General features: G+C 39.1%; 21 protein-coding genes and 1 riboswitch. Of the genes, 5 read left to right on the top strand and 16 right to left on the bottom strand.

The annotated features are described in order from the left end of the window. Nucleotides 1–18 precede the first annotated feature (18 nt). Nucleotides 19–1,419 (top strand): amino acid permease, encoded by a 1,401-nt coding sequence (locus tag ABES02_RS12685; protein ID WP_430135086.1) that lies wholly within the window; start codon nucleotides 19–21, stop codon nucleotides 1,417–1,419. 436 nt (nucleotides 1,420–1,855) lie between these two features. On the opposite strand, the gene ABES02_RS12680 is transcribed toward ABES02_RS12685, so the two are convergent. The 3 genes from ABES02_RS12680 to ABES02_RS12670 form a co-directional block, all read right to left on the bottom strand. Beyond that, on the bottom strand, nucleotides 1,856–2,602 hold the full coding sequence (locus tag ABES02_RS12680) for a C39 family peptidase (protein ID WP_430135084.1): 747 nt from the start codon (nucleotides 2,600–2,602) through the stop codon (nucleotides 1,856–1,858). A gap of 388 nt (nucleotides 2,603–2,990) precedes the next feature. Next, nucleotides 2,991–3,431 carry a threonine/serine exporter family protein gene (locus tag ABES02_RS12675; protein WP_430135081.1) on the bottom strand — a complete coding sequence of 147 codons (441 nt, stop codon included), beginning with the start codon at nucleotides 3,429–3,431 and terminating at the stop codon, nucleotides 2,991–2,993. Between the two features lie 12 nt (nucleotides 3,432–3,443). After that, the gene (locus ABES02_RS12670) at nucleotides 3,444–4,205 is read right to left on the bottom strand and encodes a threonine/serine exporter family protein (RefSeq protein ID WP_430135078.1); all 762 of its coding nucleotides are present in this window, start codon (nucleotides 4,203–4,205) and stop codon (nucleotides 3,444–3,446) included. Nucleotides 4,206–4,393: 188 nt separating this feature from the next. Here ABES02_RS12670 and ABES02_RS12665 point away from each other — a divergent pair, with 188 nt between their 5' ends. Then, the gene (locus ABES02_RS12665) at nucleotides 4,394–6,469 is read left to right on the top strand and encodes a carbon starvation CstA family protein (protein WP_430135075.1); all 2,076 of its coding nucleotides are present in this window, start codon (nucleotides 4,394–4,396) and stop codon (nucleotides 6,467–6,469) included. Then, the gene (locus ABES02_RS12660; RefSeq protein WP_430135072.1) at nucleotides 6,462–6,665 is read left to right on the top strand and encodes a YbdD/YjiX family protein; all 204 of its coding nucleotides are present in this window, start codon (nucleotides 6,462–6,464) and stop codon (nucleotides 6,663–6,665) included. The genes ABES02_RS12665 and ABES02_RS12660 overlap by 8 nt, the downstream gene beginning before the upstream one ends. Nucleotides 6,666–6,706: 41 nt before the next feature. Here ABES02_RS12660 and ABES02_RS12655 read toward each other — a convergent pair whose 3' ends face one another. The 7 genes from ABES02_RS12655 to ABES02_RS12625 form a co-directional block, all read right to left on the bottom strand. After that, entirely contained in the window at nucleotides 6,707–7,045 is a 339-nt protein-coding gene (locus ABES02_RS12655) for a YrdB family protein (protein ID WP_430135069.1), read from the bottom strand. Between the two features lie 94 nt (nucleotides 7,046–7,139). Beyond that, nucleotides 7,140–7,808 (bottom strand): DUF2306 domain-containing protein, encoded by a 669-nt coding sequence (locus tag ABES02_RS12650; protein WP_430135066.1) that lies wholly within the window; start codon nucleotides 7,806–7,808, stop codon nucleotides 7,140–7,142. A gap of 21 nt (nucleotides 7,809–7,829) precedes the next feature. Then, nucleotides 7,830–8,435 carry a TetR/AcrR family transcriptional regulator gene (locus tag ABES02_RS12645; RefSeq protein WP_430135064.1) on the bottom strand — a complete coding sequence of 202 codons (606 nt, stop codon included), beginning with the start codon at nucleotides 8,433–8,435 and terminating at the stop codon, nucleotides 7,830–7,832. Between the two features lie 159 nt (nucleotides 8,436–8,594). After that, nucleotides 8,595–8,825 carry a hypothetical protein gene (locus ABES02_RS12640; RefSeq protein ID WP_430135061.1) on the bottom strand — a complete coding sequence of 77 codons (231 nt, stop codon included), beginning with the start codon at nucleotides 8,823–8,825 and terminating at the stop codon, nucleotides 8,595–8,597. 101 nt (nucleotides 8,826–8,926) lie between these two features. After that, nucleotides 8,927–9,928 carry an ABC transporter permease gene (locus tag ABES02_RS12635; RefSeq protein WP_430135058.1) on the bottom strand — a complete coding sequence of 334 codons (1,002 nt, stop codon included), beginning with the start codon at nucleotides 9,926–9,928 and terminating at the stop codon, nucleotides 8,927–8,929. A gap of 1 nt (nucleotide 9,929) precedes the next feature. Beyond that, a complete protein-coding gene (locus tag ABES02_RS12630; protein WP_430135209.1) occupies nucleotides 9,930–11,414 on the bottom strand; it encodes a sugar ABC transporter ATP-binding protein in 1,485 nt (494 codons plus the stop codon). 83 nt (nucleotides 11,415–11,497) lie between these two features. Further along, nucleotides 11,498–12,613 (bottom strand): sugar ABC transporter substrate-binding protein, encoded by a 1,116-nt coding sequence (locus ABES02_RS12625; protein WP_430135056.1) that lies wholly within the window; start codon nucleotides 12,611–12,613, stop codon nucleotides 11,498–11,500. Nucleotides 12,614–12,739: 126 nt separating this feature from the next. Continuing rightward, nucleotides 12,740–12,847, bottom strand: a riboswitch (SAM riboswitch). A gap of 226 nt (nucleotides 12,848–13,073) precedes the next feature. Between ABES02_RS12625 and ABES02_RS12620 the strand changes: the two genes are divergently transcribed. Then, the gene (locus ABES02_RS12620; protein WP_430135206.1) at nucleotides 13,074–14,255 is read left to right on the top strand and encodes an MFS transporter; all 1,182 of its coding nucleotides are present in this window, start codon (nucleotides 13,074–13,076) and stop codon (nucleotides 14,253–14,255) included. 40 nt (nucleotides 14,256–14,295) lie between these two features. Here the strand turns inward: ABES02_RS12620 and ABES02_RS12615 are convergent, their stop codons facing one another. Continuing rightward, nucleotides 14,296–15,213: a ketopantoate reductase family protein gene (locus ABES02_RS12615; protein WP_430135053.1), complete on the bottom strand. Its 918-nt coding sequence runs from the start codon at nucleotides 15,211–15,213 to the stop codon at nucleotides 14,296–14,298. An 81-nt stretch (nucleotides 15,214–15,294) separates the two neighbouring features. Beyond that, nucleotides 15,295–16,413, bottom strand: coding sequence for a radical SAM/CxCxxxxC motif protein YfkAB (gene yfkAB / locus ABES02_RS12610; protein WP_430135051.1), 1,119 nt, complete (start codon nucleotides 16,411–16,413; stop codon nucleotides 15,295–15,297). A gap of 210 nt (nucleotides 16,414–16,623) precedes the next feature. Here yfkAB and ABES02_RS12605 point away from each other — a divergent pair, with 210 nt between their 5' ends. Then, nucleotides 16,624–17,424 (top strand): formate/nitrite transporter family protein, encoded by an 801-nt coding sequence (locus ABES02_RS12605; RefSeq protein ID WP_430135049.1) that lies wholly within the window; start codon nucleotides 16,624–16,626, stop codon nucleotides 17,422–17,424. A gap of 137 nt (nucleotides 17,425–17,561) precedes the next feature. Here ABES02_RS12605 and ABES02_RS12600 read toward each other — a convergent pair whose 3' ends face one another. The 4 genes from ABES02_RS12600 to recQ form a co-directional block, all read right to left on the bottom strand. Then, entirely contained in the window at nucleotides 17,562–18,575 is a 1,014-nt protein-coding gene (locus ABES02_RS12600) for a hypothetical protein (protein ID WP_430135046.1), read from the bottom strand. A gap of 68 nt (nucleotides 18,576–18,643) precedes the next feature. Further along, nucleotides 18,644–19,195: a hypothetical protein gene (locus tag ABES02_RS12595; protein ID WP_430135044.1), complete on the bottom strand. Its 552-nt coding sequence runs from the start codon at nucleotides 19,193–19,195 to the stop codon at nucleotides 18,644–18,646. A gap of 2 nt (nucleotides 19,196–19,197) precedes the next feature. Further along, the gene (locus ABES02_RS12590; RefSeq protein ID WP_430135042.1) at nucleotides 19,198–19,992 is read right to left on the bottom strand and encodes an ABC transporter ATP-binding protein; all 795 of its coding nucleotides are present in this window, start codon (nucleotides 19,990–19,992) and stop codon (nucleotides 19,198–19,200) included. Nucleotides 19,993–20,114: 122 nt separating this feature from the next. Next, nucleotides 20,115–22,235: a DNA helicase RecQ gene (recQ, locus tag ABES02_RS12585; RefSeq protein WP_430135041.1), complete on the bottom strand. Its 2,121-nt coding sequence runs from the start codon at nucleotides 22,233–22,235 to the stop codon at nucleotides 20,115–20,117. Nucleotides 22,236–22,316: the final 81 nt, after the last annotated feature.

Genomic DNA, 22,316 nt, shown 5'->3' with positions numbered 1-22,316 from the left:
TTATAAGGAGAGTAACCAATGGAAAATGACCTTACCTTTAAACAAGTAGTAAATCATAAAAAAGCAGAAAATGTTGACAATGGAGTGCATTCTGGTCTTGCTTGGTGGCAGCTTTCACTGATTGGGATTGGCTCTGTTATCGGTGCTGGCTTCTTCCTTGGGACAGGATTATCAATAAAGACAGCTGGTCCAGCAATTTTAATTAATTATGCAATAGCTGGATTAACTGCTTATTTTGTATTTAGTGCAATCGCCGAAATGACCATAGCCGATCCCCAGCCAGGTTCCTTTCGAACCTACGCCAAAAAAGCCTTCGGCCATTCAATGGGATTTGTATCCGGTTGGGTTTATTGGTTGGCAGGCATCTTTATTATGTCGAGTGAGGCAGTAGCGTTGGGCACTTTCACCCAGTTCTGGTTTCCCCATGTTCCATTATGGATATTTACAGTTAGTTATGCTGTCATCGCATTTGGAATTAATTTATTAGGAGTTAAAAACTTCGGAAAAATTGAATCCTTATTCGGAATCCTAAAATTGTCCACCCTAATTATCTTTATCTTTTTTGGATTATTAATTTTGTTTCACATGATTGCCCCACAGCCACATCCTTTAGATGTAAGAAATGTATGGACTCCGTTAATTCCAAATGGGATTGCAGGTATGTGGGCTGCCCTTATCTTTACCTTTTTCTCTTTTGGGGGTATTGAAGTTATGGGCGTTGCCTCGTCCGAATTAAAAAATAAAAGCGAGATTCAAAAAGCAGGATCGATAATGCTTATGGCCCTTGTTGCTGTTTATATCCTATCGATTTTCTTTATTTTATATTTTGTTTCTTGGACAAAAATCAACGAATCACAAAGCCCATTTGTTACGGCGCTAACCGTTTTTCATATTCCCTATATTGATTCATTATTTAATGTGATAATAATTAGTGCTGCCTTTTCAACCATGGTAGGGGCGCTTTTTTCTGTCACTAATATCTTGATTTCCTTAGCAGAAGACAGGGATGCGCCAAAATTGCTCGCTAGTAAAAATCGGCGAGGCGTTCCCATTAAATCCTTATTTGTAACTGGATTAGCGTTGAGCATATCATTACTCCTTTCGTTTATTCTACCAGGGAAATTATACGAATATGTGACGACTGCAGCGGGGGTTCTGCTTATTTTAAATTGGATCATTATTCTATCTACCCAAATAAAATTACGAAAAAGTCGTAAACAGACTAATACCTTTAAAATGCCCGGGTATCCTACTACTTCTTATTTAGGAATTGCGATCATTCTTTTGACTGTTTCAGGGGGAATGCGTGACGGAACACAAAGAATGGGTGTTTTAATTAGCCTCGGCTTAATACTTATTATTTTTTTATTAAGCATTGGTAAAAATAAGTTTTCATCAATAAGAAAAAACGCCCAATAAATTGTTGACAAAATAAGATAAGTATTATAATATTAAATTTCGTTCGTTTTATTTAGTAACTTGTAATCAAGAAAATAACGCAATGTAAGAATTTTTTCTGGCATTCTGCTTATGTTTTAAAATAAAAAACTTATTCACACTGGATCGGCTTCGGAGCCGTTAGGATGTAAGAGAGGTAGGGCTTACGTCGTTTAGGTATAAAACCATCAGGTGGAAGAATAACCGCGGCAAGCTTGTTTTTTAAAAAACAACGATTATATATAAATTTTTACCTTGCGATGGCTGACTAGAAAAGCACAACCATACACAAGTTACGATACGGATTCACTAATTGAATCAAAAGCTAAGAAGGCAGAGGGATTTTCATTCCTCTGCCTTCGCCCATTTTAACAGAAAAAAATGGCCTGATTTTTTAATCAGACCATTTCTATTTCTATTAACTTTCAACAACAATTGCTTGTTTGCCCATTTGCTCCCAAGCTTTAATAAAATTTTCGCGATCCAATTTCTTATTTTTCGTTCCATATGGATCGTTAATGTAGATGTAGTTTTCATCATATCCAGTAATGACAACACTGTGTTCACTAAAGGTAATGTCAATTTTGCCTTGCGGGGTATCCCAGGTTTGAAAAACAGAAACTGGAGCAAAGCTAGTCGTTGTAATAATCCAGACTGGATGTCCCTGGCTTATTTTTTTCAATAAATCCGTAAACGGACTCCCTGTTAGATTGGCTACTTTATCGCCTGCATATTTCTGGGCCAGTTCAAAAACGGGACCATTATATACACCTAACCCGGGGCCGTGCGCCATATCACCGACAAAGCCGGCATTAGGATTACCCTTTTTGCCATTGCTATAATTTAGCGGGACGGTTTTAATATTCTTTGCTAACTCATTCTTCGTTACCTTAATCCCATTGTAATTTAGAACCATTGCGAGGCTGGTAACCTCGCACCCATTATAAAGCAGTGGTTTATCCATCTGATTTAATAAAGGGACATCTAATAATTTACTTTCAGGTAAAATGGGTGTTTCTTTCTGTAACGCTACTTCTTTTGTAGCCAGCGGAGTATCGACTGCCTTAACCTTAGGTAATGCATTGCCCGATTTTACTGCCAAAATACTTTTCGCACTTATAAAGGATATTAATAAAATAATTACAATAATTAACATTTTTTTCATAAACGATTAATTCCATCCTTGTAATAGACTTGGCTGAAAATTCACTCTAGTAATATACTACTTTATTACCATACCAAAAAATCAGCGAACGTTAAAGGAAAATCATTTCCAATTGCATCATAATTGGACTACCTTAAGTTTTCCTTAATAAAAGGCTCTGTTAAATTTGGCTGTTGATTTCCGCTCCAGGCGCTCGCTTTCCGCGGGCGTGCCGGGGAGCCTCCTCGGCGCTTTTATCGCCTGTGGGGTCTCCCCTGCCCCGTACTCCCGCAGGAGTCGAGTGCCTTCCGCTCCAATCAACAGAGTATAAAAAACAACAATATCGTTTAACAGAGCCTAATAAAAAATACTCGTTTGCTGAATGTGCAAACGAGTATTTTTACCTTGTTCATGTTCTATTTAGATTAAGCTTTTTTATTACTTGGTTAATCACTTCAGAAAAAACTAAACCGAAGGCTATTGATCCGGCAAGCATAAGTACTTTTGCTGCTGATCCTAATGCAGCATTATAGTCGTTCTCAACGAAATTACGCATCGCATCATACGCTAGTCCACCAGGTACTAGTGGTATAATACCGGCAACACTAAAGATGATTACTGGTGTTTTATAAAATTTCGCCAACTCCTGACTGATAACGGCCACAAATACAGTGGAAGCCAATGTAGCAAAAACGGCATCTCCTGAATAATCCTCAAGAAGGTAGTAGATCAACCATCCGCCCGTTCCGATCAGTCCGCATTTTATTAAAGATTCTTTCGGAGCATTAAAAAGAATTCCGAATGCGCCTGTCGCAATAAAACTCGTGATTAACTGTGCTAGAATAGCCACTCTCATCCACCTTTACAAAAATGATAAGACAACCGCAATACCTGCCCCGATGGCAAAGGCCGTCAGAAAGGCCTCTGCTCCCTTGGAAAGCCCCGAAACTAAATGGCCTGCCATTAAATCTCTTATAGCATTCGTCACTAAAAGCCCCGGCACTAAGGTCATTACCGACCCAATAATAATTTTATCTAACTGATGTCCCACACCTAATTTCACAAAAATAAAAGACATCAATCCGATGACAAACGATGCTAAAAATTCAGAGAAAAACTTAATTGGGACGAAACGATGAAAATAAACAAAGCTTAAATAGCCAATTCCACCTGAAATCATCGAAGGAATAAAATCATTCCAGCTACCTTCAAACATGATCATGAAACATCCGCTGGCGAGCGTTGCCGCAGCCACTTGTATCATAAAAGGAAAGGTAAGATTTAAAGAATCGATTTCCTGTAAATGCTCTAGTGCTTCCCTCAGGTTCACTTCCCCGCTGCTAATCTTTCTCGAAACGCTATTAACCATAGCGACTTTTTTTAAATCTGTGGATCTCTCCGATATTCTAATAAGCTTGGTCTTTGTAGGCTCCGTTCCTTCTGCGGAAAAAATGATTCCGGTCGGAGTTACATAACTATGTGTTTTTTCAATACCAAATGAAGCGGCCATCCGCATCATTGTATCCTCAACTCGGTAGGTTTCGCCACCGCTTTGCAGCATGATTTTCCCTGCAAGCAGACAGACCTCCATGATGTCATATGTTTCTTCTACTTGTTTTCCCATTCGATTGTCTCACCACAAATTCCTACATTTGTTTCCTAGTTTAAAGCATAACCAACGGCAGAAGCAATCAGCAATTGATTAATTGTGTTCATTAAATTGTTAGAATTTAGGGATAAATAATTATTTAAATTTTCGGAATAATAAATTATAATAATATTGTCATATTTTAGCAAAAGGAGGCGGTTTAGGTGAAAGCTTTAAAATCAATTCTAATCTGGGGTGTAATTGCAGCCCTCGGAGCAGCTGGATTTGCGGTAATGGCTTTAAACAATGGCGAAAGTATTAATGCCATTTGGCTGTTAACGGCTGCTGTTTGTGTCTATGCAATTGCCTATCGTTTTTACAGCAAGTTTATTGCACAAAAAGTATTCCAGCTTGACGATTCTCGTAAAACACCCGCAGAAATACATAACGATGGAAAAGACTATGTTCCAACAAACAAATGGGTGCTGTTTGGTCACCACTTTGCGGCGATTGCCGGTGCCGGCCCATTAGTAGGCCCAATCTTAGCAGCACAAATGGGATATTTACCAGGAACTCTTTGGATTGTAGTAGGAGTTGTGTTAGCTGGTGCTGTTCAAGACTTTATTATTCTGTTTGGTTCCATGCGCCGTAACGGTAAATCTCTAGGTGAAATGATCAAGGATGAAATGGGTAAATTCACAGGTATCGTTTCCATGATTGGTATTTTAGGCATTATGATTATTTTATTAGCCGTTTTAGCATTAGTAGTTGTGAAAGCGCTTGTAGGAAGTCCTTGGGGAATGTTCACGATTGCTGCAACGATTCCGATTGCAATCTTTATGGGAATTTATATGCGCTTTATCCGCCCTGGCCGAGTTGGCGAGGCTTCAGTGATTGGTATTGTGTTATTGCTCCTTTCCTTATTCTTTGGACAAACAGTAGCGGAAAATCCGACTCTGGCAGCGATGTTTACCTTTAAAGGTGAAACAATTGCCATCATGATGATCATATATGGTTTTGTAGCATCCGTTTTACCTGTTTGGTTACTTCTTGCACCACGTGACTATCTAAGCACATTCTTAAAGGTTGGGACCATCCTAGCACTAGCATTAGGCATTATCATTGTTGCACCTAACCTTGAAATGGCTGGTGTTACAAAGTTTATTGATGGAACAGGTCCTGTGTTTGCCGGAAACCTTTTCCCATTCTTATTTATCACCATTGCATGTGGATCTGTTTCTGGATTCCATGCATTAGTATCGTCAGGTACTACGCCAAAAATGATTGAAACGGAATCTCACGCCCGTCCGATTGGCTATGGAGCTATGCTGACAGAATCATTTGTAGCCGTCATGGCGATGATTGCGGCATGTGTACTGCACCCTGGCGTGTATTTTGCCATTAACAGTCCTGCAGCTTTAATAGGCACAGATGTTGTACAAGCGGCTACAACGGTTTCAAGCTGGGGTTTTACGGTCACTCCGGATGATTTAAAAACAATTGCCAGTAACGTAGGGGAACAAACCATTCTCTCAAGAACTGGGGGGGCACCAACACTTGCGATTGGGATGGCTGTTATTTTTTCAAAAGTGATTGGCGGTAAGGCGTTAATGGCGTTTTGGTATCATTTTGCCATCTTATTTGAAGCACTTTTTATTTTAACAACAATTGACGCCGGAACTCGTGTAGGACGCTTTATGATTCAAGATCTTATTGGAACGGCTTATAAGCCATTTGCTAAAACGGATTCACTTATTCCAAATATTATGGCAACTGCATTGTGCGTGCTCTTCTGGGGTTATTTCTTATATCAAGGTGTCATTGACCCGCTTGGAGGTATTAATACCTTATGGCCGCTATTCGGTATTGCCAACCAAATGCTTGCTGCCATTGCCTTGCTCTTAGGTACTACGATTCTTTATAAAATGGGCAAAAAAGCGTATGTTTGGGTCACTCTTTTGCCAACAACCTGGCTGCTTATCGTTACTTTGACAGCAGGCTGGCAAAAATTATTCCATGACAATCCAAAAATCGGCTTCCTAGCGCACGCGAAAATTTTTAAAGAGGCATATGATGGCGGCAAGGTACTTGCTCCAGCAACGACTGCTGCGCAAATGAAACAAGTCTTAATTAATGATTATGTGGATGCCACCCTTACTGGGATATTCATGGCGGTAGTCATTATTGTTCTAATCTCTGCGATCCGAATTTGGTTCAAAGTAATCTTACATCACAAATTACCATTGCATGAGTCACCATATGTGCCTCGTGACAAGGGAGAATTCAAAAAATATGCTTAATAAATTAAAAGAAATTAACTCATTCAGAAAGCAATTTCTCAGCTTACTAGTCGGTGTTCCCAGCTATGAAACCTACGTCGAACATATGGAATCACACCACCCTGGACAACCAGTTAAATCGCGGAAAGAGTTTTTCTGTGAGGCACAGGAAGCACGGTATAACGCAAAGGGCGGAAAAGTATCAAGATGCTGTTAACTAACAAACAGCCTGACACCAATTTGGTGCAGGCTGTTTATTTATTGGTCCCATATTTTCATTAAGAAAAGATTGATAACAACGATCAGACCATAAATGAAGGCTAATGTTTGCTTCTCTATCACATACAAGACAACAACTGGCAAACCAAATATGACAATCTCTAATAATAGAAATGAAAATCCACTTAACACGTACGGTGCTTTAGGTGCGCCAAACATTCCCCAGATGACTGCAGTTAATATGGGGGTACCGATCCCTAGTAAGATTTTGATCATTGTTCCTTGTGAAACATGAAATCCCCAGTATCCTAAAATGACAAGTACCATAATTTCTAAAAGGAATCGTAACCCTAAATTAATGGCTTTTAATCCGTCCATTTCCCCCCACCCCTTTTTAGCTCTAATCTATAATTTTTTATTCAGTCAATCTCAGGTGTATTCACCACAGTTGTAAAAGGCTCCTTCCTTATTTTTATTTGACGTCTACCTTAAGAATGGTGGATCCGGTATTTTTGGTTCCTTTAAGCTTTCTTTTAAGATATCTTTCCACCAAAGATAAATTGATCATAATCCCAACGATAACGGCAAGAGGAAAACTAATGGCAAATCCTAAATGGAGAATAAACATGAAGATTGGCACTAAGAGACGGAAGGTGACAAAGACAAGGGTAATGGCATAGCTGCGGAGCATCCATTCCTGGTGGCTTTGGATATTTCTTTCATGAATCCGTTTAAGTCCTAGGAAAGTAGTTATGAACCAAGCGGCATCTAGAATGAGAAAGCCAATTGTACTGCCGATTCCACCAGTTGCATAAAACGCAAGATAGATTCCTGCAGGCACACTGAGGAAAATCGATGAAACATATATTTTTCCAATGATGCGGTGTGTTTTTATTTTTTTACGACTTGCCTTTAATAACTGAAATGGGCCAAGAAGTAAAGCAATGGATCCAGTTGTGATATGAATGAAGAATAAGATTTTCCATGTATTGTAGTGGAAATTAGGGTTTTCTAATTTTCCTGAAACAATACCAGTACTGCGTGGATTGTTGAGTCCATACATCACCAAAATATATCCTATAAACCCAATGACGACAAGATAACTAAACCAAACTGTCCAATTTATTTTACGTTTACCCATTTCACTCCTACCCCCTAATTTTTAAGTTAATCCCTTTATCATGGTATCTACTTGGAAAGTGACAAAGTTTTCTTTTTCATGCCAGCTAAAGTCTGGGAAAGTGATTAATAAACTTGTAATGCCATGAAGTGATGCCCATAAAGACTGTGCCACCATTTGTGCATCATGCTTCCTTAACACTCCCTCATTCATTGCTGCCATTACCATTTCAGTTAATAAGACAAATCCTCTTACCCGGTCATCCTCTTCTGTCATCACCTTTTGAAGCTGATGCAAGTTTTCGATAAAAATCAATCTGTAATATTCTGGATACTTTAAACCAAAATCAATATAGGCATATAATGAAGCATTCAATCTTTCTCCGGCATCCAGAGATTTACTTTTAGCTACTCCTTCTTTTAAACTAGTGAGAAAAATAGAATAGCCATGTTTTAATAAGTGAATCAAAATCTCTTCTTTGTTGGCAAAATATTTATAAATGGCTGTTGCGGAGTAATCGATTTGCTGGGCTATTTTTCTCATCGAAACATTTTCATACCCGTCTGTTAGAAACAATTGAACCGCCGCTTCAATGATTTCGAGCCTCATCTCCTCAATTTCTCGTTTTCGTCTTTCCTTGGTGCCCATATTGTGCTCACACTCCAAATTTTATTAACACAGTTATTTAAATTAACACCGTTAACTTATATTACAGTGTTAATTATATAATGTCTGTAAATTTTGTAAATACTTTTTTTGGAAAAAATAAAAAAAGGACGGGTCTCGTATAGCCCGTCGTGTAAAGCCTTACTCCCCAATATTGTTTTCAAACCATTCTTGAAGATCCTTCAACGAAGTAAAAGAGAAAATTTCTTCACCGTTTTGACCGTTATCAAAGCCAGCATTTCCTCTTAACGTTATTTGTCCTTCGTCTTCTGAAATTAAGATGGCATAGGGATGATTCACATTTATGTACCTTGCATCTAAATCATTATCAATCCAATTCTTGCTGTGCAAAAATGCTTCATAGTGTTCCATGTTCTTCACCCTTTCTCCTTATATTGTTCCAAAATCATAAAAAAAGAAGACAACTAAAATTGTCTCCTAAAGATTTTTTTCGATAAATTGCAAGGTCTAATTTATTTTTGTTTATAGTAAGTTATAGCTAAAGCAAATGCTAATACAGCCCCTTTAACAATGTCCATCGCATAATAAGGTACTGACATCATCACGAGTCCATTTTGCAAAATCCCGATGAGGACCGCTCCAATAAATGTACCAAAGGCATTCGGCTTTCCAGAGCCCAAGACAGAAAATCCAATAAATGCTGCGGCAACGGAATCCATTAAATAAGGGGCACCTGAATTTATTTCTGAGGTCATGACCCTCGAAGCCAAGACAATTCCGCCAATGGAAGCAAATAACGCTGATAACAAGTATGCCGCTACCTTATATTTGTTCACTGGAATACCCGATAATCTTGCAGCCTCTTTATTACCGCCAATGACGTACATATAACGTCCGTGCTTTGTATAAGTCAAAAAGACATGTACCAGGATTACAGTTACAGCCATAATGATAATGATCCATGGGACTTCGCCGATTTTAGCAAAGAATGGACTGATAAGACCCTCTGCCATCGAGCCATCGGGCATAACCATGTTTTGTGAAACAGTCGCTCCTTTTGTGTACGTTAAAGCCGTTCCTTGAATGATAAACATTGTCGCGAGCGTTAATAACATATCAGGAATCCGCAATTTAACAATCATAAACGAATTGACAGCACCCACTACTAAAGATGCCGCAATCGCTGAAAGGACCGCGACCAATGTGTTTTGCGAGAACCAAACAAACATCGAGATAACGATCGCATTTGATAGAGAGGCAACGGATCCAACCGAAAGATCAAACCCGTCGACAGATAATGAAATCGTAATCCCAATTGCAATAATGGTTACAATCGAAATAGAACGTAAGATATTGACGATGTTGCTTCCTTGAATAAAGGTTGGGTTCGCTAGTGAAAAAATCACAATAAGTGCGACAATGGTAATAATCGTACCGTATTTATAAAAGAATTGAAAAAGCTCAAAGGTCTTTTTCGTTGGGGTCTGTTTGCTAGCCGTCATATTTGCTTCCATTTTACCTGCCCCCTGTTGAATAGAATAAAAGTTCTTCTTCATTCGTTTGATTAGTTTCAAGTTCCTTAACGGACTTCCCGTCATATAAAACATAGACTCGATTAGTTATCCCCATAATTTCGGATAATTCTGAGGAAGCATAAATTACTCCTTTACCTTGCTTAGCTAATCCCGAGATTAAATTGAAGATATCCCTCTTCGCACCAACATCTACTCCTTTAGTTGGCTCATCAAAAATGTAAACATCAGCTTCTGCAACCAGCCATTTCCCAATGGCCACCTTCTGCTGATTTCCTCCAGACAAATTTTGAACCTTTGTTTCCTCCGTTGGTGTCTTAATTCCAAGTGAGCTAATCATTTGCTTGGCAGTGGCTTTTTCCTTTTGCCGATCCAAAAAACTTAAAGCTTTTGAAAACCTTCCTAAATTTGCTGCTGTCAAATTGGCCTCAACGGATTCTAAAACGAGAATTCCTTCTTTTCGCCGTTCTTCAGGAACTAATGCAAGACCATTTTTAACTGCATCGTAAGGGCTCCTTAACCTAACATTCTTTCCTTTTAGAAAAATTTCTCCCCCAGTTCGTTTCGAGGAACCAAAAAGGGCCTTACATAATTCTGTTTTCCCAGCACCGACAAGCCCAGCAATTCCGACAATTTCTCCAGCTTTCACATGGATATGTAAATCATTAATTTTTTCACCGTCGTTAAGTCCTTTTACTTCAAGAACATTGTTGCCAAAAGTCGAACTTTTTTCAGGAAATTGTTCCTCTAGCTTTTGACCTAGCATTTGCTCGACCACTTTATTCGGTGTCGTTTCTACACTCTTCTCTTTTACCACTATTTCACCATTACGCATCACCGTTATCACATCACAGATTTCAAAAATCTCCGGCAGTCGATGTGAGATAAATATAATTCCTACATTTTGCTTTTTTAAATCTCTAACGATACGAAATAGTTCCGTTGTTTCAGTATGGCTCAACGGTGCCGTCGGTTCATCCAAAATAAGAAACCTACACTGCTTGGAAATCGCTCTAGCAATTAAAACCATTTGTTTTTCTGCCAGCGTTAATTCACTTACTAGTTTTTTCGAAGAAAGATTAATATTTAAATCAGCAAGTATTTTACTAGCTCGATCATGAATTTCCTTCCACTTTATCCACTGCTTTTTCCCCATGTTATGAACCGAATCAAGCAGCATAATATTTTCAGCGACAGATAGGTACGGAATCAGGGCTGTATCTACTTCCTGGTAAACGATTTGTATGCCGGCGTCCTGAGCATTTTTCGGTGTGCGGATTTTTAAGCTTTGTCCGTCCAGACCAATTTCACCGGTATAGTGATCATAAGCACCGGAAAGAACCTTCATTAATGTGGATTTCCCCGCACCGTTTGCTCCTATCAAAGCATGAATGACGCCTGTTTCGATTGAAAAATCGACCTGATTCAGGGCCTTTACACCAGGAAACTCTATTGAGATGTTTTTCATTTCTAAAGTTGTAGTCGTCAAAAATGGCACCTCCCATCATGCAGACACTCCCTTCATCTGACGAAAAAGAGAGTGCCCAGCGATTATTTCTTGTAGTGCTTCTTTAATGTTTTCATCCAATCTTCTTCAAACGCAGTAGATTGACCCCAGCCTGGTATGATTTTTGCGAGATTTACCATATTAACTGCTTCGTTAGAGTCCTGAACGTTTTTCTGTGACACGAGTGATGCTTCTAGGTCGTAGGTTTTTGGCGTTTCTTCCCCCGCTAGTTTTTTCGCTAGTAATCTCATATCGACTGCGCCAATAAGCTTAGGATCAACTGCAGCCGTATACTTCCAAGCACTGCCTTTTCTTTGAACTTCTTGAAGATCGGCATTGGAAACATCAATTCCATAAATTTTTACTTCTTCACGTCCCGCTTCCTTCAGAGCGCGGGCAGCACCAATGGCAAACGCATCCCAAGTCGCAAAAATCGCATCTAATTTTCCTTTAGGATACTTATTTAACATCGCCGCAACAGCATTTTGTGTTTGCACACTTGTGTCGGCAGACGCTACACCGAAGCGTTCGACCTCTTTAATACCAGGGTTTTTCGCAAGTACGTCCTGATAAACTTTATTTCTTCTCACCATTGGCGGGAAGCCGTCCACCCAAAGGTAGGCAATCTTAGCTTTTCCTTTTGTCTCTTTTACAAGCTGATCAAGTGCTAATGTTGCTAATGCTTCATCATCCTGTGAAGTCAGCGTTACCCCTTCTACTTCAGCAAGCTTGGGATTGGAGTCAAAAGCAACTACACTTTTTCCTTTTTCAACAATTTTCTTCACATCATTAATGGTAGCGTCGTCATCACCATGGGAAATAACAAATCCGTCATAATCCTGATCTAAAGCTTGATTGATCGCATCATGGAACTTTGCCGTGTCACCATTTGCAGTGAACACATCCACCTGAAAACCTAATGCTTGTCCTTCTTCTTTCGCACCAGCTAAGAATTGAGCAGTATGGTCGTCACCGCCAATTTTACGTATGACCTTGATTTTAACCGGATCACCTTTGGCAAATCGTTCAGGCACCCCTTCAAGCGATACATTTTTATTACCGCTTGCTTGCTTTGTTTCTCCACTTGATGCACATCCTGTAAGAAGAAGTGTAGCCGCTAGTGCTGAAACAAGTGTGCTTTTTAACAAATTTCTCTTCATGATGATAACTCCCCTTTTCTTTTTACGTAATTCTCGTTACTCCTATTGGAAAAGTCTGATTTTATTTAAAAAATAAAAAACCTCTCCAGAAAAGAGAGGTTTCATCACAATAAATGGACTACTCCTCTCTTATCTCTCAAAACAAAAACTTGTTTTGCAGGATTTAGCACCAATTCCTTTTGGAACGGTTGCTGGGCGTCATCGGGCCAGTCCCTCTGCCACTCTTGATAAGAGAACGTAAAATAATTTAATTGATTTAAAGTATTAAATTTAATTTAAACTCCCATTAACAAGTTGTCAATAGTATTATGAATATTTTTAATAAATAACTTTTTAAAAATATGTTTAATATTTGAATTATTGATTAACTTCGGTATTATTATATTTAGAGAACCGAAATATTTTTAAGAAAGAAGTGTTATGTACCGTGAATCAGCAGGATCGTGCAAAACGTAATTTAATGATTATGTGGTTTGCTAACTTTTTTGTTGCCGGAAGTATGACGATGGTCATGCCATTTATTTCACTGTACATTGAGTCGTTTGGAGATTTTTCAGAGAAATACGTACAACATTGGTCTGGGATCACGTTTGGAATAACGTTCGTATCAGCTTTTCTATTTTCGCCTATTTGGGGCAAAATTGGAGATCGATATGGGCGAAAAAAAATCCTCATCATATCTGGCCTTGGAATGGCATTCTCCATTTTCCTTATCGGCTTTGTCCATTCTGTCTGGCAATTATTGCTGCTACGCTTTTTCATGGGATTCTTTTCTGGCTTCATTCCGATGTCCCAGGCATTTATTTCAACTCAAACACCGAAACAGATTGCCGGCCGTGTCCTTGGAACATTGCAAACTGGCAGTATTACCGGTTCTTTATTGGGACCGATGCTAGGAGGAATATTAGCAGATTCACTGGGCTATGCCACCACATTTAAGTGGACCTCAATTTCTATTTTCATTTCTGCTCTGCTAGTTATTGCCACAAAAGAATTTCGGGTCGAAGTGAAAAAGGGATCAATAACAAGTTATTCGAGTAAAGAGGTGTTAAAGCATATTACCCGCAACCCTGTTTTATTAACCGTCCTTTTAATCTCTGCTCTCGTTCAGATTGCCCATTTTAGCATTCAGCCGATTTTGTCTTTATTTGTTAGTGACCTGCATGGAAAAACAAATGTTGCCTTTTATTCGGGAATTGCTTTTTCAGCAGCTGGACTTGGAAATCTAATGATGTCACGGAAATGGGGAAAGATTGCTGACAAATATGGTTATATCAAAATACTGGTTATTCTCCTATTCCTTGCAGGAGTGGTTTACTTACCAGGTGCAGCCGTAACCAGCCTATGGCAGCTCGTCATCATCCGTTTCGCGCTTGGTGTCACGATTGGCGGAATAATACCTGTCCGAATTGCTTACATTCGTCAGGAAGCTCCGATTGCCATGCAAGGTGAGGTATTGGGATATAACAATAGTCTGAGATTTCTTGGCAATATAATCGGACCAATGCTAGGCGGCTTCCTTTCCGGTTACTTTGGGTTTTCTGCGGTATTTATCAGTACTAGTGCATTATTGGTGATTAGCGGAATTATCTTGCTCGTATCTATGCAGCGAAATCCAAAGCTATTAAAACATACAGCCTAAAAACTCCAATAGAAAAGTCCCACATAAATGGGACTTTTCTTTATCTCAAATCTTTTTCATACACTTTTAAATTTGTATAAATGGCTTCTAAAATTGGGACAGAAATCTGTTCCTTTTTGGCAATCTCCAGTAAATATCCGTGCAAATGGTCGGCTTCAACAGGAAGCAATTTTTCCATATCTCTTTGCATCGAGGATTTCATCGAATACCCTAAACCTTCAATTTGTTTCAGTAATTGTGTTTCTATATTCTCAGGGAGTGGGGCCTCGATTCGTTTCATCAAGGAAACAATCTCTTCTATTAGCAAAGATATCGTTGCACGGCCACTTGGCTGTTCGAGGATAGGTCCAATCGGCGCTCTCATTAAAGTAGTAATTCCTGACATCGTTGAAATAAATAAATACTTATTCCATAGATCTTGGTTGATATTTTCACTTAACCGGTACTCTATCTTGGATCCACTAAAAGCATCTTCTATTTTTAATACTCGTACTGAGCGTTCACTTGAAAGTTCTCCAAAAACTAAATCATGCTTCGCACTTGTTTGAATGACTTTGCCGGTTTGATCAAGGGTCGTTTCAATAAAGCAAAGGCCCCCGATAACCCGCTCTTCCCCAAACGTTTCTTTCAATCTATCAATATGTAAAATCCCGTTTAACAATGGAAGAATGACCGTTTCTTGGCCGACATACGGTTTAATGCCCTCCATAGCTCCTTCAAGGTGATAAGCCTTTGTTGATAGTAAAATAACATCAAAAGCTTCCACTTCCTCACCGGCTAAAATAGTTTTCGGTTTAAAGGTCACATTTCCATGGACACTTTCGATGACAAGTCCTGTTTTCTCTAATTGCTTTTTTCTTCCCTCCCGGACTAAAAAGGTAACATCTTCCCCTTTTTCTTGTAACCGCCCGCCAAAATACCCGCCAACTGCACCAGCACCAACAACTAAAAATCTCATGAGAAAACTCCCTTCATCTAACTATAAATTTAGTATAAGGGAAGTTTTTTTTTCAGAAAATAAAAAAGCAGGGATTTCCTGCTATTTTACTAGATTAGTTTTCAATTTTGTGAATTCGGTTTCTCGATAATAACTATTCTTGACCAAAATATTAGGGCCGAGACAAGAAACGGCCGGGCAATGGCAGTTTAATTCCTTCGCGATACTTGAAGATTGCCATGCTTGGTACGCATCAAGTAAATGATTGGTTTGAATATTCCCGAGCGGTGGAGTATCACCGAAATCCGTGACAATGATATCGCCATTAAATATATTCACATTCAGACGTGAACGGCCATCCGGGTCATTTCGGACTGTAACATTTTTACTCTTATATAACCGGTTTAATAAATCTAAATCCTCCTGCTTGCTACTGCACGCGTAAAATGGCAGGGTACCAAAAAGCATCCACACCTTTTCATCCCTTATATCGAGTAAATAATGGATGGCGGCTCTGATTTCATCGAGGGTAATCGTTTCAAGATTGCTGGCAAAATCACTTGGGTACATAGGGTGTACCTCATGACGCTGGCAAAGCATTTCATCGACAATTTGGCGGTGGATTTTTTCTAAATGAGGCAGTGTCCGCTTGTTTAACATTGTTTCGGCAGAAACCATCACCCCAGCTCTCACAAGCTCACGGCTATTTTCTATCATTCTCAGAAAATATTTTTCTCGTTGCTGGTAATCAGGCTGTTTTTCCATTCTTGCAAAGCCGCCCTCAACAAAATCATCTACCGTGCCCCAATTGTGTGAGATATGTAAGACATCTAAATAGGGAATGATTAATTCATACCTGGCCAAATCAAGAGTTAAATTTGAGTTTATTTGTGTCCGCACCCCTCGATCATGGGCATATTTTAGGATTGGTGCAACGTAATTTTTTACGGAGGATAATGACAGCATTGGTTCCCCGCCGGTAATACTTAAAGAGCGCAAGGTCGGAATTTCATCTAATCTTTTTAAAATTAAATCTAGTGGAAGTGCAATGGGATCTTTGGTCTGCAGCGTATATCCTACTGCACAATGTTCGCAGCGCATATTACATAAAGTGGTTGTAGTGAATTCAATATTGGTAAGCTGCCGCTTTCCATATTCTTTGACATCCAAATAAGCTTCCCACGGATCATATGAAGGGGTAATTTTTTTCATTTTTAACATATTTAACTCCTTAACAATCAGTCTTCAAAACCATTTCATTATATCTGATTTAGGAATGTATTTGCTATTTTCAACTGTTAGAAAAGCTTATGAGTGTAAAAATAGGATTATTCAAGGGATGAAAAGCTTTTTATTCCTTTATACATATTCCAAATTGTTCCGTATCAAAATAAAAGGATGAAATCAAAATAGATTGGTGGGTATTCAAAGATGGAAACGCAGCCATTACATGAAGCTGAGAAATTAGCCTTAAAAAAGATAAAAATATTTCAGCAAAGCATTCTGCGTTATATCATGCGGGCAATGCTCGCGAGTATGTTTATTGGTTTTGGGGTTATTGTCGCTTTTAAAACAGGAAATTTCTTTTACCTTGAAAACTCTCCATTCGCCTATCCAATGGCGGCACTCACCTTTGGAGCAGCCATTATATTAATCGCTTATGGCGGCGGGGATTTGTTTACAGGAAATACGTTCTATTACACCTATGCCGCTCTTAGGAAAAAAATGAACTGGGCTGATGTGTTGAAGCTATGGGTCTGTAGTTATGCGGGCAATATTCTTGGGGCTGCGGTCTTTGCCTTTATCATTTTTACGACAGGACTTTATGCAGATGCAAGCGTTAATGGATTCTTACTACATGTTGTCGAGATTAAAATGCAAGTCCCCACAACGATGTTGTTTTTCCGTGCCATCCTATGTAATTGGCTCGTTTGCATGGCCTTTTTTCTTCCGATGGGATTAAAAGGGGATGGACCAAAAATGTTTGCAATGATGCTGTTCGTGTTTTGTTTCTTTATTTCCGGCTATGAACATAGCATTGCCAATATGTGTACCTTTGCCATCGCCTTAGTCCTAAACCACCCAGGAACAATTTCATGGGGTGGTGTGATTCATAATTTAGTGCCGGTAACCATTGGAAATCTAATCGGCGGGGCTGTTTTTATGGCGATGATGTACTATTATGCCAATAAGCCGTTTCTAGATGAATATGATAAAGAACAGGGAAGTTAAACTCCCCTGTTCTTTATATCGACAAATTACCGGGGAAATATTGCAATTGCAGAGTGATATCGACAATAATTATGAATATTTAGAAAAATATAAATTTTATCATTTATCAGTTTCTCCCGATTGACAGTTAAAAGCCCTTAATAATTCCAAATGGTCTTAAAAGCCTGTTTCCATGAAAAAATAGTAATCATTATAAGGAGTAGCATATAAATAGGCACTCCAAATGGAATCAATGTAAAAGCAAAATGAATTCCAGCAAAAACCGCAAGGCAAATCAAAGCAAGAATCACTTTTAATCCCCCACTTTGAAGGGCATCCTCAAAGGATTCAGAAAATGGCAGTGTCCCTCTCAGATAGTTCGAGCAAATGACCGTGTATAAAATAGCTGTCACCAGTACAACTATTAAATCATCGATGATTCTCACTCCAAAGATGCTTGCAAAAATCACACATAATATTACATAGATTGGTATAAAGAGATTGACTATAAACACCTTTAAGACCGAACTGTATACCGGAGCAAGATTTTGAATCGGCGCAGTTTGATAGATCCAAGCCCCTTTGTATTTCCCCGAGTATTTTAACATGGTTATTGCATTAGGAATCATTAAACAACAAAAATAAATCGCTAAATACCATTTACTTGAAACCATATGGGCAAAAGAATGCATTTGAATTTCATTAAACATGAAGATAAACGGAAAAATAAGTGACAGCCCCAAAGACGGATAGACCTTTAAGCGAAATTCTCTTTCGTTTCGCATCATGTTATCGGCGAAGCGGAAAAATATCCTTTCCTCTCTGCTTCGGCAAATAATAGGAAGGAGCCGATTAATCCACCAGTGTTTCTTTCGTTTACTTCCCTCGCTGTTGTTCGTCAGTTTTAACAAATTTCTTTCAAAAGAAGGCATCATCCGACTATAGATGATAATGGAGAAAATCGGAATAGCCAGGGCTAGCAGCGAAAATGAAATAAGATACATATTTGAATGGTTCTGTAAGAATAACTCAAAGGGAGCCCCAAACCATATTGGCGGTACAAAGAATTGCCACCAACTTGGTGTAAACGTAATGTTCATATCGACAACATTAAAGGCTCTTGCCACTACCTGGTATCCAACCGCAATCGAAACTGATAAACCAATTTGCACATAATTGATAATATCCTTCAGTTTTTCCCCATCAAAATAGCGCAAAATGAAATAATAAATAATAGCCGTTACACCACAATAAATAAATTTACTAAAATAAGCCCTATTAATGATAGGAGTAAAAATAATATCCCATGTCTAAATGTCCCAATCACTAAAGGAATAACGGTAAGGGCAGCCGATAAAAAGCTTAAATAAATACAAATATGAATAATCTTTGCCGCATTTAGTGTTTTCTTATCGACCGGTTTTGTCAGTATAATTCCCTTATCCCTGACATCAAGGAGGACATTCGAAAAGTCAGAAATCATCGACGTCATAACAAGAAACATGACAATACCATAAAAAATGCTCATTTGATAGAGAAAATTTTCACTAAGTATGGTAAATGGGATGAGCATGAGGCTTAATAACACATAAATCCCTAATGATTTGATAAAACCGTTTTCTTCCGGTCTCTTTTTTTTCTTTGCCTGCTGATTGAATATAGTCGGAGTTCTTCTTCCATCCATGGTCAGTTTGACAGCCAAAATTTTTCTCATAACTGTATAATTGATGCCAAAGCTTTCAAAAAGACCGCGAAATAAATCCAGGAATCTTAGCGTTCGAAAGTTTTTCATCGTTATACCTCTTGAACGATAGACACAAATTCCTCGGCTAACGCTTTATATTCATTAAATCCTGTCAGCTGATTAAAAATCTGCTCCAGTGTCCCTTCCTTGTTTTGCTCCTTCAACTCATTAAAGCTGCCGTCGGCGACAATTTTTCCAGCATTAATGAGAATAATGCGGTTGCTGATTTTCTCAACCACATCCATGATATGGGAGGAGTAGAAAATTGTTTTACCTTGGGAAGCAAGCACAGCTAAAATTTCTTTAAATACCATGACACTATTGGCATCAAGTCCGCTTAACGGCTCATCTAAAAATAACAGGTCAGGATTATGTAATAAGCTTGAGATGATGAGAACCTTTTGGCGCATCCCTTTTGAATAAGATGCGATTCGCGAATGATAAACTTCTTCCAATCCAAAGACCTTCATCAGCTTTTGTGCTTTTTCATCAGCACTCTGTATGTCCATTCCATATAATTCACCAACAAAAGTTAAATACTCCATCGCAGTAAGATTATCAAACAGCTCAGCCACTTCGGGAACATAGCCTATTTTTCTTTTGTAGTTAATATTATTTTCAGTGATTTCCTCGCCAAAAATCTCAACCTTGCCGTCGTATTCCCCTTCGAGCCCGAGCAAAATCTTTATCGTCGTACTTTTCCCCGCACCGTTTGGCCCGATATAACCGATAATCTGCCCGCGATGGACTGTTAGATCAATGCCTTTTAAAACATTTTTTGTGCCATAATTCTTCTTTAAATCCGTCAAGGAAAGTACCACTTCCTGGTTCGCTTCGATGGTCATCACCTTCTCACATATTGGTAGCTTAATATTAACATATTCTACCTGTTATTCTATAAGAAGAATAAAAAGCAAAATGGCTGACAATGGGAATGCTTCCTGTGTCAGCCATTTAACTTTTTATCTTAACTTAGAAAATATAAATAGGCCTTTACCATGAAATAGCTAACTTCCTCAGGCAGGAGTTCCTTAATCGGTTTTAAGCGACTCCTACCTGCTTCAGCGACTGCTTTTTCTATTAATGGCATGAATTCCTCTGGGATTAATTTAGCGAAATCCACTTCCATTCCCTGCTGGCCGCACTGGATTAAATGCTCGCCAACGGTGTACATTGACAGTTCTCGCTTTTCTGCAATTTCTTCTAGAGAATAGTTATCCAAGTGCAAGGCATAGGTTTCAAGGTGAGAATCGCGGACGGCCTTCTTGGCAGGCTTTTTCACTGCTTTCATTTCTGATTCATACTCGCTTTGATAGTCTAGATTGGTTTGCAGAAAAGCACGGATGGCCTGAAGAAACTCAAGCCCGTATTTCTGCAGTTTAAGTTCTCCGACACCGCTGACCTGTAAGAACTCTTCGTTGGTTTTCGGCTGCTTAGCACACATATCTTTCAACGCTGCATCAGAAAATATCACAAATGGCGGCACTTTTTCAGCCTCGGCTATTCTTTTCCGTACTTCTCTTAATGCCTCAAATAATGGGTCAGTTTTTGAAACCTGTTTCACCTGGACAATCTCTCTGCGATATACTTTCTCTTTCCCAAGCAAGATGTCCTTACCTTTTGTGGAAACATAAAGTGTAGGGAATTGCCCTTGTTCAATAGCGATTAACTCCTGCGAAATCAGGAATTCAATAAAATCGCTGACCTCTTTTGCACCTTTGTCCTTCATTATTCCATAGGTTGATAGTCTTTCGAAGCCAAGCTCCGTTACTTTTTTATTTTTCGAGCCCGTTAACACCTGTGCTATAAGTGTTTTGCCAAAGCGCTGTCCCATTCGTATCATGCAGGACATGACCATTTGTGCTTCTTTTGTGACCTCGATGCTTGTCCGTGAATCGGTGCAGTTTCCGCATCTGCCGCAAGGCTCGGTTTCTGTTTCACCGAAATATTTTAAAATAAATTCCTGGAGACAGTTCTCCGTATGACAGTAATCCACCATCTGCTGCAGTTTTTCTAATTCTGCATGAATCCTGCTCCGATCAATAGCTTGGTCAATTAAGAAGCGCTGGATTTGAACATCCTGCGGGGAATATAAAAGGGTACATTCACTTGCGAGACCGTCACGTCCAGCACGCCCTGCTTCTTGGTAATAGCTCTCCATGTTTTTCGGCATCTGAAAATGGAGGACATATCGGATATTACTCTTATCAATTCCCATTCCGAAGGCGGAGGTGGCCACCATGACGGATGCTTTGTCTTCTAAAAAGCGTTCCTGTTCACGAACGCGCTCTGAATCTCCCATGCCGGCATGGTACCGCGCCACATTAATATTCTCTTTTCGCAGCCGTTCAAAAAGCTGGTCAACATTTTTTCGTGTTGCCGCATAAATGATACCTGCTTCTTTTTCGTTCTTTTTAAGGTAATCTAGGAGAAATTTTAGACGATCCTGTCCTTTAATTACCGAGAAAGACAGGTTTTCTCTTTCAAATCCTGTAATAATGGTATTTTCCTCATCAATGTTAAGCAGATGGCAAATATCCTCCCGTACCCTTGGTGTTGCAGTTGCTGTAAGGGCCATAACAATCGGCTTCTGGGAAAGAATTTTGACCATTTGCTGGATGTGGCGGTAGCTTGGACGGAAATCGTGTCCCCATTGAGAAATACAGTGGGCTTCATCGACGGCCACTAATGGGATTTCCATCCCTTGAAGGTCTTCGATAAACTCACGCGATTCCAAACGCTCTGGTGCTATGTATAGTAATTTGTATTTCCCTTGCTGCGCATCGCGAATTCGCTCATTTGCCTCATGAAAACTAAGGGAGCTATTGATAAATGTGGCTGGAATACCGACTTGATTGAGGGCATCGACCTGATCTTTCATTAAAGAAATCAACGGGGATATTACAATTGTTGTGCCTGATAGTACAAGGGCAGGAATTTGGTAGCATATGGACTTTCCACCGCCAGTTGGCATGACACAAATGGTATTCCTGCCCTCTAGTACCGATTGAATTGCTTGCTCTTGACCTTTACGAAAAGAGCTATAGCCGAAATGAGATTCAAGTAGGGGTAGTGCTTTTGCAAACAAGAATTTTCCTCCTTTCAATTTTTAAAATGCATTTTTTTACCTTACTCTATTATACTCCTGTCTAATAGTATTTGGAAAATC

The sequence above is a fragment of the Neobacillus pocheonensis genome (assembly GCF_050477905.1).
In the GTDB taxonomy this organism is placed as follows: Bacteria; Bacillota; Bacilli; order Bacillales; family Cytobacillaceae; genus Neobacillus; species Neobacillus pocheonensis_A.
This window is presented reverse-complemented; position numbering and strand designations above follow the sequence as displayed.